Source organism: Halorubrum sp. Ea1, assembly GCF_002252965.1.
GTDB lineage: Archaea > Halobacteriota > Halobacteria > Halobacteriales > Haloferacaceae > Halorubrum.
This window is the reverse complement of the sequence record NZ_NHPG01000048.1, coordinates 20,458-37,573: the sequence shown is the minus strand read 5'-3', so window position 1 is coordinate 37,573 and position 17,116 is coordinate 20,458. Positions and strand designations below refer to the sequence as shown.

Annotated in this window: 14 protein-coding genes and 1 pseudogene; 6 read left to right on the top strand and 9 right to left on the bottom strand. The window is 69.4% G+C overall.

Annotated features, from left to right (window positions below):
- A pseudogene (locus tag DJ73_RS06750) lies at positions 1-306 on the top strand (glucose-1-phosphate thymidylyltransferase); the annotation flags it as partial.
- Positions 307-358: 52 nt separating this feature from the next.
- On the opposite strand, the gene DJ73_RS06745 reads toward DJ73_RS06750, so the two are convergent.
- Positions 359-562 (bottom strand): hypothetical protein, encoded by a 204-nt coding sequence (locus DJ73_RS06745; protein ID WP_094524649.1) that lies wholly within the window; start codon positions 560-562, stop codon positions 359-361.
- A gap of 145 nt (positions 563-707) precedes the next feature.
- Positions 708-1,886: an alpha-D-ribose 1-methylphosphonate 5-triphosphate diphosphatase gene (locus DJ73_RS06740; protein ID WP_094557627.1), complete on the bottom strand. Its 1,179-nt coding sequence runs from the start codon at positions 1,884-1,886 to the stop codon at positions 708-710.
- Between the two features lie 286 nt (positions 1,887-2,172).
- Between DJ73_RS06740 and DJ73_RS06735 the strand changes: the two genes are divergently transcribed.
- Positions 2,173-2,541 (top strand): hypothetical protein, encoded by a 369-nt coding sequence (locus tag DJ73_RS06735; RefSeq protein ID WP_094527240.1) that lies wholly within the window; start codon positions 2,173-2,175, stop codon positions 2,539-2,541.
- Positions 2,542-2,584: 43 nt separating this feature from the next.
- On the opposite strand, the gene DJ73_RS06730 is transcribed toward DJ73_RS06735, so the two are convergent.
- A complete protein-coding gene (locus DJ73_RS06730) occupies positions 2,585-2,809 on the bottom strand; it encodes a hypothetical protein (protein ID WP_241881429.1) in 225 nt (74 codons plus the stop codon).
- Positions 2,810-3,078: 269 nt separating this feature from the next.
- Here DJ73_RS06730 and aglF point away from each other — a divergent pair, with 269 nt between their 5' ends.
- On the top strand, positions 3,079-3,840 hold the full coding sequence (aglF, locus tag DJ73_RS06725; protein ID WP_094557626.1) for a UTP--glucose-1-phosphate uridylyltransferase AglF: 762 nt from the start codon (positions 3,079-3,081) through the stop codon (positions 3,838-3,840).
- Between the two features lie 53 nt (positions 3,841-3,893).
- Here the strand turns inward: aglF and DJ73_RS06720 are convergent, their stop codons facing one another.
- Positions 3,894-4,904 carry a hypothetical protein gene (locus DJ73_RS06720; protein WP_094524646.1) on the bottom strand — a complete coding sequence of 337 codons (1,011 nt, stop codon included), beginning with the start codon at positions 4,902-4,904 and terminating at the stop codon, positions 3,894-3,896.
- A 301-nt stretch (positions 4,905-5,205) separates the two neighbouring features.
- Between DJ73_RS06720 and DJ73_RS06715 the strand changes: the two genes are divergently transcribed.
- Positions 5,206-7,728 carry a bacterio-opsin activator domain-containing protein gene (locus tag DJ73_RS06715; protein ID WP_094557625.1) on the top strand — a complete coding sequence of 841 codons (2,523 nt, stop codon included), beginning with the start codon at positions 5,206-5,208 and terminating at the stop codon, positions 7,726-7,728.
- A 105-nt stretch (positions 7,729-7,833) separates the two neighbouring features.
- Here DJ73_RS06715 and DJ73_RS06710 read toward each other — a convergent pair whose 3' ends face one another.
- Both DJ73_RS06710 and DJ73_RS06705 read right to left on the bottom strand, forming a co-directional pair.
- On the bottom strand, positions 7,834-8,118 hold the full coding sequence (locus tag DJ73_RS06710) for a PadR family transcriptional regulator (RefSeq protein ID WP_094524644.1): 285 nt from the start codon (positions 8,116-8,118) through the stop codon (positions 7,834-7,836).
- 150 nt (positions 8,119-8,268) lie between these two features.
- The gene (locus DJ73_RS06705) at positions 8,269-8,820 is read right to left on the bottom strand and encodes a hypothetical protein (RefSeq protein ID WP_094557624.1); all 552 of its coding nucleotides are present in this window, start codon (positions 8,818-8,820) and stop codon (positions 8,269-8,271) included.
- A 496-nt stretch (positions 8,821-9,316) separates the two neighbouring features.
- On the opposite strand from DJ73_RS06705, the gene DJ73_RS06700 reads away from it, so the two are divergent.
- Both DJ73_RS06700 and DJ73_RS20225 read left to right on the top strand, forming a co-directional pair.
- On the top strand, positions 9,317-10,582 hold the full coding sequence (locus DJ73_RS06700; RefSeq protein WP_094557623.1) for a right-handed parallel beta-helix repeat-containing protein: 1,266 nt from the start codon (positions 9,317-9,319) through the stop codon (positions 10,580-10,582).
- Complete coding sequence (locus DJ73_RS20225) at positions 10,579-12,627, top strand: hypothetical protein (RefSeq protein WP_094557622.1); 2,049 nt, start codon at positions 10,579-10,581, stop codon at positions 12,625-12,627. The genes DJ73_RS06700 and DJ73_RS20225 overlap by 4 nt, the downstream gene beginning before the upstream one ends.
- A 353-nt stretch (positions 12,628-12,980) precedes the next feature.
- Here DJ73_RS20225 and DJ73_RS06690 read toward each other — a convergent pair whose 3' ends face one another.
- From DJ73_RS06690 to fmdA, 3 genes are all read right to left on the bottom strand, one after another.
- On the bottom strand, positions 12,981-14,054 hold the full coding sequence (locus DJ73_RS06690) for an aldo/keto reductase (protein WP_094557621.1): 1,074 nt from the start codon (positions 14,052-14,054) through the stop codon (positions 12,981-12,983).
- A gap of 101 nt (positions 14,055-14,155) precedes the next feature.
- A complete protein-coding gene (locus DJ73_RS06685) occupies positions 14,156-15,829 on the bottom strand; it encodes a TCP-1/cpn60 chaperonin family protein (RefSeq protein WP_094557620.1) in 1,674 nt (557 codons plus the stop codon).
- A gap of 15 nt (positions 15,830-15,844) precedes the next feature.
- Positions 15,845-17,116, bottom strand: a complete 1,272-nt coding sequence (fmdA, locus tag DJ73_RS06680; RefSeq protein ID WP_094557619.1) for a formamidase — start codon at positions 17,114-17,116, stop codon at positions 15,845-15,847.

The window sequence follows — 17,116 nt, the reverse complement described above, 5'->3', positions numbered from 1 at the left end:
GTGGAGATCAAAAACAGCGTCCTGATGGCGGACGCGACGGTCGGCCACCTCTCGTACGTCGGCGACAGCGTCCTCGGGCCGTCGGTGAACCTCGGCGCCGGGACGAACGTCGCGAACCTGCGACACGACGGGGAGCCGGTCGACGCGACGGTGAAGGGAGAGCGCGTCTCGACCGGGCGCAGGAAGTTCGGCGCGGTGCTCGGCCCCCGCGTGAAGACCGGCATTCAGACGGGTATCAACGCCGGGGTGACGCTCTCGGCGGACGCGCACACGGAACCCGGCGAGATCGTCCGTCGCGACCGGTGACTCGGCGACGCTCCGAGACGACGACTCCCCGAGACACGCGCCCGGGGGCCGCCTACGGCGCTCGGAACGAGCGTTCGCGGTCCGCGTCCTCACGCCGCGCGGCTTCGCCGTTCGAGAGCCGCTTCCGCGGGAGGCAGTCGAGACAGCCGTGGACGCTGTCGCCGATCCCGAACACGCGCACGAATCTCCGACTCACGGCCGACCCGCACCGGCCGCACCGGCGGTTGACGTCGGTCGCCGTCTCGGGTTCTGTCATACCTCTCGGAGGGGAAGGCGGTCATTTTACTATACGCAGGATAGCGGCACCGACCGAACGCGGACGCGCGTTCATACCTTGTTAATCCGACACGTGTGACCGTCGACCGGCCCGCGCTCGCTCGCGGTCGGGCCGGGCGGACCGGTCAGCGCCCGACCGGCCGAGGCGGGGTTTCGGTCGCCGTCGCCTCGCCGGTTCGAATCGCCTCCGACCCCGCGACCATCGCGCGCTCGACGGTCGGGGTCGGCGACGGGTCGACGACGATGAGGTCCGCGCGGGCGCCGACCTCGATCCGTCCCCTGTCCGGCAGCCCGGCGACGTCGGCCGGGTTCCGCGTGACCCGGTTGACCCGAGCGGACAGCGGCTCGCCGGTCTCGACGAACGGCGCCGCGAGCAGCGACGCCGGGTGGTAGTCGGAACAGAGGGCGTCGAGGACTCCCGCTTCGATCGCGTCGCGGGCGCTCAGGTTGTCCCAGAGGCTCCCGCCGCGCACGAGGTTCGGCGCGCCCATCACGGTCGCCAGGCCGAGGTCCTTCGCGCGACGGGCCGCGTCGATCGTGAGCGGGTACTCGCTGATCGCCGTCCCGTGGTCCGCCATCGTCTCGACGTCCGCCCGGCACTCGTCGTCGTGGGACGCGAGCGGGGCGCCGACGCGCCGAGCGAGCTCGACGATCCGAGCGATCCGACGGTCCCGGCTCGCGGCATCCATCCCGCTTCGCTCCTCCGCGGCGGCCGCGGCGGCGTCGACCGGCCAGTTCCGGTCCTCGACGTAGTGCCGCTCGAACGACTCGGCGTCGTACTGGCCGTCCCCGGGGGCGTGGTGCATCACCGACACGAGGTCGACGTCGACCTCCGCGATCAGCTCCTCGACCGCGGCGGCGCTCGCGTCGGCGAGCTCGCAGCGCGCGTGCACGCGGTTGTCCCCGAGCGTTTCCGCCCCGCGGTCGACGGTCCGGGCGAGGCGGGCCGCGTTCTCGAGGCTCCGCCCGTCGTCGGGCGCCTCCTCGAACGCGAGGGCGTGGAACTTCGTCGTCACCCCGTGGAGAACGTTCATGCGGTCGGTCGTGGCGAGCGCGGCCGTCGGGTCCGTCTCGGCGCCGGACCGCGGCGCGAACTGCCCCTCGATGTCGTCTCCGTGGAGGTCGATCAGCCCCGGCATGACGACCCGACCGGCGGCGTCGACGCTCGTCCCGCCGCCCGACGCGTCGCCCTCGGACCGGTCTATCCGGACGATGCGCTCGCCGGCCACGACGACGCGACCGCCCTCGATGACGCCCGACGGCGTGACGATCCGCCCGTTCCTGATCTCGGTGAACTCCGTCACGGTAGCCACCTCCCGGACCGTCTCGGTCTCCGTGTCGGCGCCGATGACCCCTCGTTTCGTCTGACCGCGGGGAACCGCGCGCTCATGATCTCTCAGGTAAGCGGAGTAACGATATTGTTAAGCAGTGACAACCGGCGCTCGGTGTCCCGCTTCGAACCGATACGTGGTGGTTACTAATGGGCGAAACTCCCGTTTCGTCTGGTATGATCGCTCACATTTCGCGCACGATAACGGGTATCCGCGCCGGCGAGGACGCTCTCCCGGCGGACAGCGCCGACGAGGAGAGGTGAGCGGCGTGACGGGCCCCCGGAACGCCGACGAAGAGCTGACCGCCGACACGTGCCTGACGCTTCTCTCGAACGCGCATCGACGAGCGGTGCTGCTGACGATTTACGACCGCGTGGCCGACGACGTGGGCGACGAACCGGTCCCCGTCGAGGAGACCGTCGACGGGTCGATACCCGAGCCCGTGGAGATGTCGCTGAACCACAACCACCTGCCGAAGCTCGCGGAGCACGACGTCGTCCGGTGGGACCGCGAAGCTGGGACCGTCGCCGCCGGCTCGGCGTTCTCGCGGATCGAACCGTTCATCGCCCGCCTCGACGGCGACCGCGAGCGACTGCCGAACGACTGGCGACCCGACATCGACCGCTGAGTCGCCTCCTGCCGCCCGCCCGATCGGACGCGGTCCCGACCGCTCACCGCCACGCGACAGCGGAGACGTAGCTCCCCTCTTTGGCGGTGATCCACGCGGTCGTGCACTCCCGCTCGGTCGGCTCCGACGGGTGGAGGGTGCACTCGTCCGGCTTGTCGTCGTACCGCACGACCGTTCCCTCGAGCGTCGGACCCCGGTCGGGGGGCTCCGCGCTCGGTCGCGTCACCCCGCCGTCGGTCCGCCCGTCGTCGTTCCCTGTTCCGCTCATACTGTCAACTAATCTAACACCCTACATCGTTATTCGTCTCATATCCGCCCGCTCATCGACGGCAATGGCCAGTTACCGCGCCGCCGAGCGCCGAGCCGATAGGAGCGATATCTCTGTCGGCGCCTCACCCGACTCCGGCCGTCCGCGCCTGCTCCCGACCGCGGCCGTCGGCGTCTCGGCCGATCGTCCGCCGAACCGCCGGCGTCTGCCCCGTTCGTTCGCCGGTTATCCGGCGTATACTCTTGCTCGGTCGATCGGACGCTACACGTATGCAAGCAGTCGTGCTCGCCGCCGGCAAGGGAACGCGTCTCCGCCCGCTCACGGACGACAAGCCGAAGGTGCTCGTGGAGGTCGACGGGACGCCCCTCATCGAGGACGTCTTCGACAACCTCATCGACTGCGGCGCGACCGAACTCGTCGTCGTCGTCGGCTACAAGAAAGAGCAGATCATCGACCGCTACGGCGACGCCTACGAGGGCGTCCCGATCACGTACGCCCACCAGCGGGAGCAGCTGGGCCTCGCGCACGCCATCCTCCAGGCGGAGCCCCACGTCGACGACGACTTCATGCTGATGCTCGGCGACAACGTCTTCCGGGGGAACCTCGCCGACGTGGTCAACAGACAGCGGGAGGAGCGCGCCGACGCCGCCTTCCTCGTCGAAGAGGTCCCGTACGAGGAGGCGAGCCGGTACGGGGTGCTCGACACCAACGAGTACGGTGAGGTCGTCGAGGTCGTCGAGAAGCCAGACGATCCCCCGAGTAACCTCGTGATGACCGGCTTCTACACGTTCACCGACGCGATCTTCCACGCGTGTCACCTCGTCCAACCCTCCGACCGCGGCGAGTTCGAGCTGCCGGACGCCATCGACCTCCTCATCCAGTCCGGCCGCACCATCGACGCGCTCCGCCTCGACGGGTGGCGCGTCGACGTGGGGTACCCGGAGGACCGCGACCGGGCCGCCGAACGCCTCTCGGAGTCGGCGGATGCCGCCGCGGTGGACACGGGAGAAGAGGCCGTTGCCGAGGACTGACGGCGCCGATCGATTCCCCTGAGGGCTGACGGCGCCGGTCTGCCCCGCCGACGTTACTTGTATCCCTCGCTGGCGAGGTGGTGGTTCATCACCGACTCGATACCGTCGACGATCTGCTCCGCGTCGACGCTCTCCACCTCGGCGGTCCGCTTCCGGACCGTCCGGTCGCGGAGGTCCCACTCGCGGGTGAACTCCGATTCGATGCCGTGCGACCGGATCCGGTCGACCAGCCCCTCGATGGCGGTCTCGTCGGCCTCGACGATTTCTTCGTAGTCGATTACGCCGCGACGGAGCGCGCAGACGACGACGCCGGAGCTGATGTCTCCCTCGCCGAGCTCGCGCTCCCAAGTGGTGATCCAGTTCCCGATCCGCGCCATCTGCTGGAGGTCACAGAGGATGCTTCGAAGCGCGCCCAGCTCGGCCCGGTCGAACGAGGGCGAGTGCATGAGGTCGACGCAGGCGTACGGGAACATCGTCATGTTGTACGCGTCGTGACGCTCCGTCTCGGCGCGGTTCGCCATCGCCGGGTTGTCGTTCACGAGCCCGGAGTACTCCATCGCGTTGAACGTCTGCCGGAGGTCGTACTCGAAGACGTCGACGAACTCCCCGTACCGCGGCGCCTCCCTGACCTCCGCGTCGATCGTCTCCCACAGATCCGCGAGGTATTCGAGGACGCCGTAGTCGATCTCGTCGGGCGTCCCGTCTATCCGCTCGGTCGCGTCGACGCCGAACGGAATCCGGCGACCGACGGCGAACGTCCCCTGATCCCCCTCGCTTTCGGCCAAGTCATCGAGGACCGTCACGAACATCGTCAACAGCGTCTTGTGTTCGTACACGGCCGACCGTTCTCGGCCCGGAACCGACGTTAACGTGAACTTATCGAAGAGGTTGTGTATCCACTTCCAGAGGAACCGATCCCGCTCCCCGATGACGCGAGCGTAGCGATCCGCGAACTCCCGCGCGGTTGGGGGGAGCGTAACATCGTTCACACGCCGGCTGTACTCTCCGGGGTCCGGTTTCCCCCATCCGTCGTTCGCCACGTTCCCGCGAGCTTCGGGTGCCATGTCAGTAAACACCACCATAACACAGTTAAGGCTTTTGTTCCACATTTTTATTATGATAATAAGTACGAAAGCGTGACAATCACGATACTTCATATGAATATTTGGCAAAATATAAGCTCCGTAACCGGGATTTTCATCCGTCGTTTCCCGTCCGGCTCTCGTCTCAGTCGATATTTCGAACTGATGTCACTGAGAAATATAGTGTTCCGTGAAAGTGACGAGAGATTTATGTGTACCCGGGCGCTCGTGTCGTCGTGTTCAAACCGGGCCGGGGTGGAGGCCGATTCGCGACGGTGAGTCGATGGACCTGAGAGACGCCGACCACCGGGCGGCGATCGGTCAGTTCCTCGCGACGGCCGACATCGGATTCCTGTACGCGGACGGCTCGCACGCGATCGTCGACGCGAACGCGACGGTCGACGACCTGCTCGGCTCCGACGACGCGTCGGTCGGCACCGACCTGCGCGAGACGGACCCGAGCTTCGGTCCGGAGCTTCGGGACGCCGTCGAGGCGGCCGAGCGGAACGACCGGGTCACCGAGACGGAGGTCACGACCGGCGACGGAACGACGCTCCAGTTCCGGGCGGTCCCGGGCCGCGGCGGCGTCGGCGTGCTCGTCTCCGACGCCACCCGGGACTCCGAGCTGCGCCGCGACCTCAGGCGGTCGAACCGCATCCTCGAGACGCTGGAGGACGGCGTGTACACGCTGAACGAGGCGTTCGTCATCACGTCGGTCAACGAGGCGGTCACGGAGATGACGGGGTACGACCGCGAGGAGCTCGTCGGGTCGCACGCGTCGATGGTCGCGGGGAGCGAGACGCTCGAAAAGGCCGAGGAGATCCTCGCGATGCTCCGCGGCGACGGCTCCGACATCGGCATGATCGAGTCGTCGATAAGGACGGCGTCGGGAGAACTGCTGCCGATCGAGACGCAGTTCTCCTCGGTCGAGTTCGACGACGGCCGTCGCGGGCGCGTCGGCGTCATCAGGGACGTGACCGACACCCGGCGGAACGAGAGCGCCCTCCGCGAACTGAGCCGCTCCGCCCGGCGGCTCCTCCGCGCCGACGACGGGGAATCGATCTTCGAGACGATCGTCGACGTGATCGCCTCGGTCTGGCCCGACGCCGCCGTCGTGACGTACTCGTTCGACCGGACCGAAGCGAGGCTGGTCCCCGCCGCCGCGTCCGGCGGCGACCTCGACGCGTGCGGGCCGGGAAGCCCGGTCTGGGAGGCGTTCACCGCCGGGTCCGACGCCGCCGAGACGACGATCGACACGGCCCGATCGGTCCGGACGGACGGCGACGCCTCCCCGCATTTCCGGCGGGTCGCCGACGCCGCGGGGGACGACCCATCCGGCGGTGACCCGTCGACCGACGCGGACGCGGTCGCTCCGACTGGGCGGGTGGTCGAGCGATCGACCGAGCCCGACGACTCGTCCGGTCGCACCCTGTACGCGACGCTCGACGGACACGGCCTCTTCCGCGTCGACTTCGGCTCCGCGGAGCCGGCGGGGAACGTCGAGGAGCCGGTCGGCCTGTTGGCCGCCAACGCCGTCGCGGCCCTCGACAGCGTCGAGCGCGAGACCGAGCTCTCCCGGAACCGACAGCGACTGGAGCGTCTCGACGGGCTCAATGACCTCCTCAGGCGGATCAACGGCGAGCTCGTCGACGCGGACACCCTCGACGAGATCGCGACAGCCGTCTGCGACACGCTCGTCGAGGCCGACTCCGTCGAGTTCGTCTGGGTCGGGGAGACGTACCGATCCGGCGGCGATCCGACCCCGATGGCGCGGGCGGGCGAGTCCGACGGCTTCCTCGAGGCGCTCCGGCGCGAGGACGCTCCGCTTCCGGGGGCCGACGGCGGCGACCGCTCCGCCGACACCGCCGGGCTCCCGGGCGTCCGAGCCGTCGAGACGGGCGAGCCCGTCCGCGTGTCCGACGTGTCGGACGGGCTCAGGCGCGAGCGCTGGCGGGAGCGAGCGCTCGCGCGCGGATACCGCTCGGTCGTCAGCGTCCCGCTCTCGTACGATGACCTGTGTTACGGCGTCCTGTCCGTGTACGCCGACCGGGGGTCGGTGTTCGACGACGAGTTCGGCGACCTGCTCGTCGAGCTCGGAGACAACGTCGCGAACGCCATCAGCAGCGTGGAAACCAGGCGGTCGCTTCGAACCGGCTCCCTCGTGGAGCTGGAGCTGCGCCTCGACGACCCCGACGCGCTCCTGTCGCGGATCGCGTCCGTCTTCGGGGAGCCGATCCGGGTCGAGGGCACCGTCCCGCGAGGAGACGGTCGATCGCTGGTGTACCTCACCAGCGACGGGGACCGGTCCGACGTGACGGAGTCGGTGAGCGCCGTGGAGTCGATCCGCGAGATGGGCGGCGGACCGACCGGGCGGCTGGAGGCGTCGGTGAACGGCGCCACCGCGGCCGACAGGGTGAGCGCACACGGGGGGAGTATCGGCCGGATGGTCGCCGACGCCGACGGCGTGGAACTGACGACCACCTTTCCGCGGTCAGTGGACGTGCGGCGGATAATCGAACACCTCGAGGAGCGGTACGACCGCGTCGAGCTCCGCTCCCGTCGGGACCGATCCGGAGGCGACGGTCCCGGCGCTCGGACCGGCTTCTCCGACGGACTCACTGACAGGCAGCGGGAAGCGATCGAAACGGCGTACCTCGGCGGCTACTTCGAGTGGCCGCGAGCGAGCACCGGCGAGGAGGTCGCGACGGCGATGGACATCACCCAACCGACGTTCAATCGCCACCTCCGAACCGCCGAGCGGAAGCTGCTCGGAACGATTCTCGGCGACGTCGACGCCGGCGACTGACCGCTCTCTTCCTCGTCCGCCGCGACGCGTACGGGCGCCGGTTACGCGACCGATAGCGGCGGCTTCACCCCGAGACGGGGGCCGGTGACGTCGGTCGACGACCGATCACAGCTCCACGTAGCGGCCCTCCCACTGGCGGCGGTCGCGGAGGCCCTCCATCCCCTTCTCCGTCAGCTCGTAGAAGTTCGTGCGACGGTCGCTCTCGCCCTTTTCGATGTACCCCCGCTCGACCAGCGTATCGAGGTTCGGATAGAGCCGGCCGTGGGTGATTTCATCCATCGACGTCTGTAGCTCCGTTTTGATCTCTTGTCCCGACGGTCTCTCGGCTCCCGCGATCACGTAGAGGAGATCCCGTTGGAAGCTCGTGAGCTCGAAAAGGGGATCAGGCATGGTCCACGTTTCGCCGGACCCTCGCTTTGTTATAAAGACGTAAACACTGTATTTCGGTCTACGCCCGCTCTCGAGCCGGTCCCGTCGCTCGCCGGCTCCCGGTATGCTTCCGTTAACGCGGCGGGAAGACCGCGGATCCGGAACCCCCGTTCAGGCCCGCCACTGCCGACCGGCGATCCCGACGAGCGCGAGGACGCTCACCATCGTCCATCCGGCCGGAGGCACCGCCGAGAGCACTCCGAGCCCGAGCGTTCCGGCCGTGACGACCGCCGCGATACCCACGGCGAGCAGGAACGCGGTCCGCTCCGACGCGGCCGCGTTCCGGTCGGCCTCGGGGTCCAACTCCAGGTACACCTGCACCTGCGACGCGGCGTCCCGAAGCGCGACCGTCCCGCGGTCGTTGTCGAAGTCGACCACCCCGAGCGCGTCCATCCTCGGGAGGTGACTCTGATAGAGGGCGATGCGAACGCGCTTCCGCTCCTGCGAGGTGAGCTGTCGAACGGCGGTGTCGTTTTCGCGCGCGGCGACGTGTTCGGCGACGTCGGAGAGCTCCGCGGATCCGCCGTGCTCGTGGAGGTACCGCATGACCGCCCGCCGCCGGTCGTTCTTGAGAACGTCGAACACGTCGGTCGTCGTCAACCGCTGGCCGTCCCCGGTTTCGGCGGATTCGTTGATTTGGCTTTCCTCTACCCCTTTAATCATCACTAAACACATACCGCTCCACCGTAATAGTCATTCGGAAATCATTATTTCTGACAAAACTGTCGGAGGTGCCGTCGCCGGCGACGACCCGTATCGCCGTCCTCCCCTCGGCTATCGGTTCAGTTCGAGCCGACCGGACGACGGGACCGACGCGATGCGCGTGAGACCGGCGCGAGAAGAGGTGCCCGCGGCACCGGCGCGAGACGACGCCCTCCCCGGGCCTGTCGTCGCGGTTCCCCGGGGTAGTTCATCGAGCGGGGCGCCATCCGCGACGTGGCGGGCGGTGAGAGGGACCCGACGTCGGCGTCCCCGAGATCGGCGCGGTGCAGTACCGCGATTGCGGTCCCGTTCGTTCCCCCGAGATATCGTTATAATCTCTCTTATTTTTATAAGCTAGCTAATAACAATTCGGGCTACCCCCCGATACTCCGTCATGACCGACGGTGGCCCAGACGAGAAGATATCGCGCCGAACAGCACTTCAGAGAGGCGGTCTCGTGGTCGGGGGGGCGGCGATCGGGCTCTCCGGAGCCCCCACGACGGCCGCCGAACCGACGGAGATCAATCGGTGCACGTCGCTGACCGAACCGGGCGAGTACGTCCTCGTCGACGACCTCGACGCGGAGGGCGACTGTCTCACTCTCGGTCCCGGCGTCACGCTGGACGGGAACGGACACGCGATCTCCGGCGACGGCTCGGGGATCGGTATCGCGTTCGACCTCGGCCGCGACGAGGGGGCCGTCGTCAGAGACCTGCGGATAGCGAACTTCGCCGCGGGCGCGTCCCTCGCGTTCGCGGACGGCGAGATAACGCTCGCGGACGTCTCCATCACGGACAACGCCGTCGGGGTCCGCGGCGGGCCGGAGAGGCGGATCACGGTCCGCAACTCTGTCATCAGCGGAAACAAAATTGGTATCGGCACCACTGAGGGCACCCGGCTATCGATAACGGAGACCACGCTGAGCGGAAACACGGATGCGGCAGTGTCCACCAACTCGGGGCACGTCACGGAGCTGAAGCGCAGCACGGTGCGAGACAACGGCGCCGGCGTCGCCACCGGCGCGGGGACGTTCGTCGACAACACCGTCGCCGACAACGACGGGTTCGGCCTGCGACTGATCGGCCTCGTCGCGCCGGGGGACCTCGGCGACGCCACCGTCGTCGGGAACGCGATCCGGGACAACGACGGTCCGGGGATCGAGTTCGCCTCCAGCGGCGGGGACGTCAGCGGAAACGCGATCGTCGGCAACCGGACCGGGATCCTGTTATCGGGCGTCGCCGACGGCTTCGGCGATTCGACGCCCGAGTACGAGATCACGGGGAACGACATCGAGGGCAACGAGGAGTTCGGCGTTCGGAACGCGTCGGCGCAGACCGCGGTCGCGTCGTGTAACTTCTGGGGCGACCCGACCGGGCCCGTCGCGGCGGAGACCCCGGCGGCGGCCCCGGCGGGAGACGAGGTCGACGGCGACGTCGAGTTCGTCCCGTGGTCGGTCGAGCCCGTCCGCGGCGGCGACCCCGTCTGTTTCGGGGGACAGGCGATAGGCGACTTCGAGCGTCAGCCGACCGACCCGGACGGGGACGGTCGCTACGAGGACGTCGACGGCGACGGCGACGTCGACGGCGACGACGTGGAAGCCATGTTCGCGAACCGGGACGACGAGCTGATCCGGAGCCACCCGGACGCGTTCGACTTCAGCGACGACGGCGCCGTGGACGTCGTCGATGTCCGGAAGCTGTTCAACGAGGTGTCGAGCCGATGAGCATCGGCTCCCTCTCCGCGACGCTCAACGCGAAGAGCGTCGTCGTCCTCGCGGCGATCGCGGTGGTCGGCATCGGCGGCATCGGCGGGGCCGTCGCTGGCGTCGGACCCACCGGCGGCTTCGACGTCCCGTTCGCTCAACAGCAGGAACCGACGCCGGCTCCCGAAACCGCGGTTCACCTCGGCCCGAGCGACGCGACGGTCCGCGTGGGCGAGACGGCGACGTACGACGTGGTCGTCGCGAACGCGTCCGGTGGCGTCGGCGACCACGTCGCCGTCGTCAGCGTCGACGACCCGAGCGTGGCCTCGATAACGGACGTCACTCTGCGCGGGACCCAGTCCGACGAGGCGGCCGGGGTCTCGATAGCCCCCGACGGCTCGTCGGCCAACCTGACGGCCGCACCGACGGACGCGGCCGACGGGGAGAGTGTCGTCGTCGCGACCGTGACGGTCGGCGGCGACGCCCCCGGAACCAGCGACGTCGGGCTGCGTGTCGACGGGCTCGACACCGACGCCGGGGACTCGTACAACGTCACCGACGTGGGCGGCGCCGCGATCGCGGTCGAACCGAACCCGGACCCGGCGGAGTTCCGGGTGTCGAGGCTGAACGCGTCTCACAACGTGACGCAGGGGGAGCCGTTCAACGTCTCCGTGTCGGTCACCAACGACGGCGACCTGGAGGCGACCCAGACGGTCCGGTACGAACTCGATCTCGCCGACAGCGAAGCGGTCGTCGGAAACGGAACGGCCACCGGCAACGGAACGGCCACCGGGAACGAAACGGCCACCGGCAACGGAACGGCCGCCGCCGACGAAACGGTCGATTCCGACGAGCCCTTCGAAGCCGACAGGGTGGTGGCCACCCGAGAGGTGACGCTCGCGGGTCACGACAGGGAGACCGTCACGTTCAGCGGCGTGAACGTGACCGACGTCGACCCCGGATCGCACCGCCACGGCGTCTCCACCGAGAACGACTCCGTGACCGGGGTCGTCGACGTGGAGGCGGCCGCGCGGTCGGATCCCGGTCCCGAGACCGCCGTGCGACTCCTCCCGAGCGGGGTTCCGGTCGACGCCGACGAACCGGAGGTCACCGGCGAAACGGTCGACCCCGGCGAGACGACGACGTACGACGTGGTCGTCGCGAACGCGTCCGGCGGCGTCGGGGCCTACGAGTTCACCGTCGACGTGGAGGACGTCACCTACGCCACGGTGGCGGACGTCACCGTGCGGGGCGGCGCGTCCGACGCGACGACCGAGGTCGTCTTCGTCGAGGACGGCGCCGCGGCCAACGTGACGGCGGTGCCCGCGGACACCGACGACAACGGGAGCGTCACCGTCGCGACGCTCGCGATCGAGGGGCACGCCGTCGGCACGACCGACCTCGGACTGCGCGTCGACGCGCTCGCGAACGAGAACGGCACCCGGTACAACGTAACGACAGTGACCGGCGCCACGATCACGTCTGAGAGCGACTACTCCGGCGGGTCTGCGTCGACCGGCGACGGAGACGCGTCCGACGACGGCGGACCGACCTCTCGCGACGAAATCAGCCGAGCGAAGTACGGCGTCGCCTTCGAGGACCTCGGTAGCAAAACGGTCGGCGAAGTGCAGGCGATCTACAACCGGCAGCCGTTCCCCGGCGACGCCGACCCCGCCGAGGTCGACACCCGCGACGAGATAAGCGACGCCCGATACAACGCGTCGTTCTCCGAGCTGGATCGCGACGCCGCGATCGAGGTGCAGAACGCGTACGACGCGCAGTTCGGGTCGCTCCCGTCCGACCCGGGGCACAGCCGCGACAACATCAGTCGAGCGCTGTACGACGCCGACTTCGCGGAGCTCGACGCCGAACAGACGGGGGAGGTGCAGGCGATCTACAACCGGCAGCCGTTCCCCGACGACGTGACTCCCGGCGAGATCCGGACCCGCGACGAGATCACCAACGACCGATACGGGGTACAGTACGACTACGACGACATCAGCCGCGCGACGAAGATCGAGATCCAGAACGCCTACGACGCGCAGTTCGGCGACGGCGAGGCGTAGCCCGACGCCCTCGCCTCCCGCGGGGGTCTCGCCGGCCCGCTCGCGGCCGGCGGCGTCGCGTGGCGTTTATAAGAGCCAAGCGGTAAACAGCGACTGTGGTGGCCGTGACGACGTGTTACCCCCACTGAGCCCCTTGTGACGAGGGTTTTCCACCGAGCCACCACGTTCGACGCGCCGAGCCGCGGCTCTCGCACGCGGGCGATCACCGCTCCGCCGGGAGCGCGGCGAAAGTGGTCGCGAGCGCCACCGACGGCTCGCAGTCCCGCGGTCTCGACGCGAAAGAGGCGGGTTCGGATCGGCGACGATCCGCCGGAGCGGTACGTCGGGAACCCGGGACGCCGGGCGGTCCGAGGTCAGTACGACGCGGCGCGCTTGTCGAGGCCGGCCGCCTCGATGTCCTCGCCGTCGACGGAGGTGCGGAGGACGTCCATCCCGTCGTCGCGGTCGACGTCGAAGTTGCGGGCGTACAGCTCGTCCAACCGGTCGTACTCCGCGTCGGAGATCGGCGGCACGTCGGCGGCGGCGCTCCACTCGGCGATGTCGTCGCCGTCGCGGAACGTCGGCGTGACGGACGCGACCTCGTCGTGGGCGAGCAGCCAGCGGATCGCCGCCTGCGCCATCGTCCGAGTCCCCTCGGCGTGGTCGGGCTCCTCGAGGAAGCGGATCGCCTCCACCTTCTCCCAGCCGGTCTCGTACCACTCCTTCGGGCGGTGCGAGCGGTGGTCGCCGTCTTCGAGGACGGTGTCGGGCGTCACCTGCTCGTTGAGCAGGCCGGAGGAGTGCGGGACGCGGGCGATCACGGAGGTGTCCGAGCCCGTCTCGCGGATGGTATCGACGAAGTGGCGCCCGGGCTCCTGCTCGAAGAGGTTGAACACGGTCTGGACCGCGTCGAACTCCTCGTACTCGACGGCGGCGTCGCCCTCGGCGAGCCAGCCGATCGAGGGGCCGAGCGCCCAGCCGAGCGCGCGGACGCGCCCCTCGGCCTTCCACTCGCGGAGGAGGTCGCGCACCTCTGGGGTCACCTCGTCGACGTTGGCGTTGTGAAGCTGGAGCACGTCGACGTAGTCGGTGTCGAGTCGGTCCAGCGAGGCCTCGAACGCCTCGGTGAGGTACTCCTCGTTCAGCTCCTTCGGGAGCTCGCCGTGGCCGGCCTGCGGGTTGTCGTAGAAGTCGTAGCCGATCTTCGTCGACAGCGTCACCTCGTCGCGGCGGCCGTCGATCGCTTTCCCGATGATCGCCTCGCTGTCGCCGTGGCCGTACACGTCGCCGGTGTCGACGTAGGTGACGCCGGCGTCGAGGGCCTCCTCGACCATCTCGACCGCCTGTTCGTCCGAGCGGTCGCCCCACCAGTCGGTGCCGACGACCCACGCGCCGAAGCCGATCTCCGAGACCTCGACGCCCGAGTTCCCGAGTTCGCGCTGTTGCATACCCCGATTTGGGGATCGGGACACTTAGCGGGTGCGGTCTCCCCCACGCCGCGGGACTGCGGCGCCGATTCATAAGCGACCGCCGGAGGCGGACGGCCCGATCAGTGGCTCAGCGCCCACGGGTAGCCGCCGGCGTGACCGTCGCTTTCACCTTCGCCGTCGCTCCCGTGGCCGTGACGGTCGTCCCCGGGATGACCGCGTCCGTCGCCGTCGTCCCCGTGCCCCTCGATCGCCTCCGCGTCCAGCGTCTCGTCGACGCGCAGCACGAGCCCCGCGGTCCGGACCGCGGTCTCGAGGCAGCGCGCGGGGACCGCGACCGGCTCGACCGCGCCCGCGTCGAACATGTCGCGGACCGCGCCGGAGCGGGCGACGCCGGCGGCCGTCTCCCCGTCGCGGTGACGGTTGCGGAGCGCGACCAATGCGTCGATCGGGTCCGCGCCCGCGTTCCTCGCGAGCGTTCGCGGGATCACGGTCACCGCGTCCGCGAACGCCTCCACCGCGAGCGCCGACCGATCGTCGACGCCCGACGCGCGGTCGGCCACGGCGCGGGAGACGGCCATCATGGCTGCGCCGCCGCCCGGAACCGCGCCGCCGCCGCGAGCGGCGTGACGCGCGACCGCGAGGCAGTCCTCGACGATTCGCTTCGTCTCCTCGGCAACGTGCGGCGTCCCGCCGCGTAGGAGGAGCGACTCGTGCGACTCGCCCGGGAGGCCCGAGAGCTCGATCACGGCGCCGCCGCCGACCGACCGACAGCGGACCGAACCGACCGCCCCGAGCGCGTCCCGGTCGAGGTCCGCGACCGCGGTCACTGCGGTCGCGTTCGCGGCGCGAGCGATCGCGTCGAACTCGTCCCGTCTGGTGCGCTCGACGGGGAGCACGCCGGCGCGCGCGAGTTCGGTCTTCGCCCCGTGGTCGATCGACTTCTGACACACGAGCACGTCGACATCGCGGTCCGTGACCGACCGAACCAGCCCGCTTCTGCTCGCCCGTTCGTGCTCCCTGACGGCCGCGAGGTCGTCGGGGCTCTCAACGGTCACCCGTCCCGACGCCTCGGCGGCGGGAACGGCCACCTCGCCGTCGATGAGCGCTATCGTCGGGTCCGCGAGCGCTCGGCGGCCGCCGCCCCCGGACTCGCCGACCGTCGTCGACGAGCCGTCGACGTCGACGAGGATCCCGTTCACCCGCTTCGAGTCGGCCAGTTCGCCGCCGGGATACGCGTGGACCGTGAGCCGGGCGGGGTCGCAGTCGACCGCGCGCAGCGCGTCCACCGTGATGTCGGCGAACCGCCGGGCAGACGCCGCGTCCCAGCGGCCCGTGACCGCCGTCGACGCGACCTCTCGGAGCCGCTCGTCGCCCGGCTCGACCGGCACGCTGAGCTCGCGGAGCGCGTCGCGGGCGTGCGAGGCCGCGCCGGCGTAGCCGTCCACGATCGAGGTCGGGTGGAGGCCCTGATCGGCGAGTCCGTCGGCCGCGCCGAGGAGCGCGCCGACGAGCAGGGCCGTCGTAGTGGTCCCGTCGCCGACGTGCCGCGCGTGCGCCTGAACCGCGTCCCGTATCACGCGGCCGATCGGGGCGTCGATCTCCAGCCCGTCGAGGACGGTCGCGCCGGTGTTCGTCACGACGACGCTTCCGCTCCGGTCGATCACCATCTTGTCCAGCCCGTTCGGGCCGAGCGTGCTCCGGAGCGTCGCCGCGATCGCCTTCCCGGGCCCGAGCGGATCGTCGGGTCCCCTTTCGGTGCTCGCTCCCGCCGTCGCTTCGGTCGTGAACGTCATCTCGTATCGTCTCGCTCACTCGAGCGGGTCGTCGGTGACGAGGAGGTCGCCGCGGTCCGCCCGATTGTCGAGGTTACCGGGGGAGACGTCGAACTCGAAGACGCCCTTCGGGACCGCCAGCGTCGAGCACGCGTTCGGAACGTCGACGACGCCGCTCTGGCGCCCCTCGGCGGGGACCGTCCCGAGGATATGGAGCGCCTGCTGACCCGTGTAGCCGAACTTCTTGAGGTAGTCGATGGCTTGCAGACACGCCCGGCGGTAGGCGGTGTGCGAGTCGATGTAGCGCTGCTCGCCGTCCTCGGTCACGGAGTAGCCGCAGAACGTGACGTAGTCCTCGAAGTTGGGGCCGCGGTGGCCGGGTTCGAAGATCGGGTGGTCGACGCCGTGCTCCTCCATGCCGTTCTCGATCACGTCGAACTCCACGTCCGCGTACGCCGCCATCTCGATCGCGCCGCAGAACGTGATCTCCCCGTCGCCCTGCGAGGCGTGGAAGTCTCCCAGCGCGAAGTTCGCCCCCTCGACGTAGACGGGGAAGTACACCGTCGAGCCGATGGAGAGGTCCTTGATGTCGTGGTTCCCGCCGTGTTCGCGCGGCGGTACGGTCCTCGCGGCCTCCTCGGCCGCCGCCTCCGCCTCCTCCGGGTCCATCTCGCCCATCTGTGCGCCCTCCGTGGTCGGCGGGTTCGCGACGCCCGGCTCCGCCTCCCCGGTCGGGTGGTTCGGGATCGAGCTCGGGTCTTCCTCGTGTCTGTCGATCAGCTCTTGCTCCCGCTCGTTCCACTCCTCGAGGAGCTCTTGGCTCGGCGCACAGCCCGCGAGCCCCGGATGGATCTTCCCCTCGTAGCGGACGTCGGGGACGTGCCGCGAGGAGACGGTGTACCCGTTGATCTCCCAGATCGACTTCGCGGCGTCCGGGAAGTGATCGGTGAGGAAGCCGCCCCCGTTCTGCTGGGAGAAGGTCCCGGTGAAGCCGAACTCGGAGCGGTCGTTCAGCGGTCCCATGTCGTGGAACTCGACTTTCAACAGGTCGCCGGGCTCAGCCCCCTCGACGCGGACCGGGCCGGCGAGGTAATGCACCTGCGTCAGGTCCACGTCCCTGACCTCGTTCGGGTCGTCGTTGTCCGATATCTGTCCGCCCGTCCAGTCCAGCGCTTCGAGCCGAATCGTCTCCCCCGGCTCCGCCTCCACGACGGCCGGGATGTCGGGGTGCCATCGGTTGAACGGCTTGGCCGTCGGCTGCTCGTCCGGCGGGCTGTCGACGTCGACCTCGAATTTTACTTCTGGCAT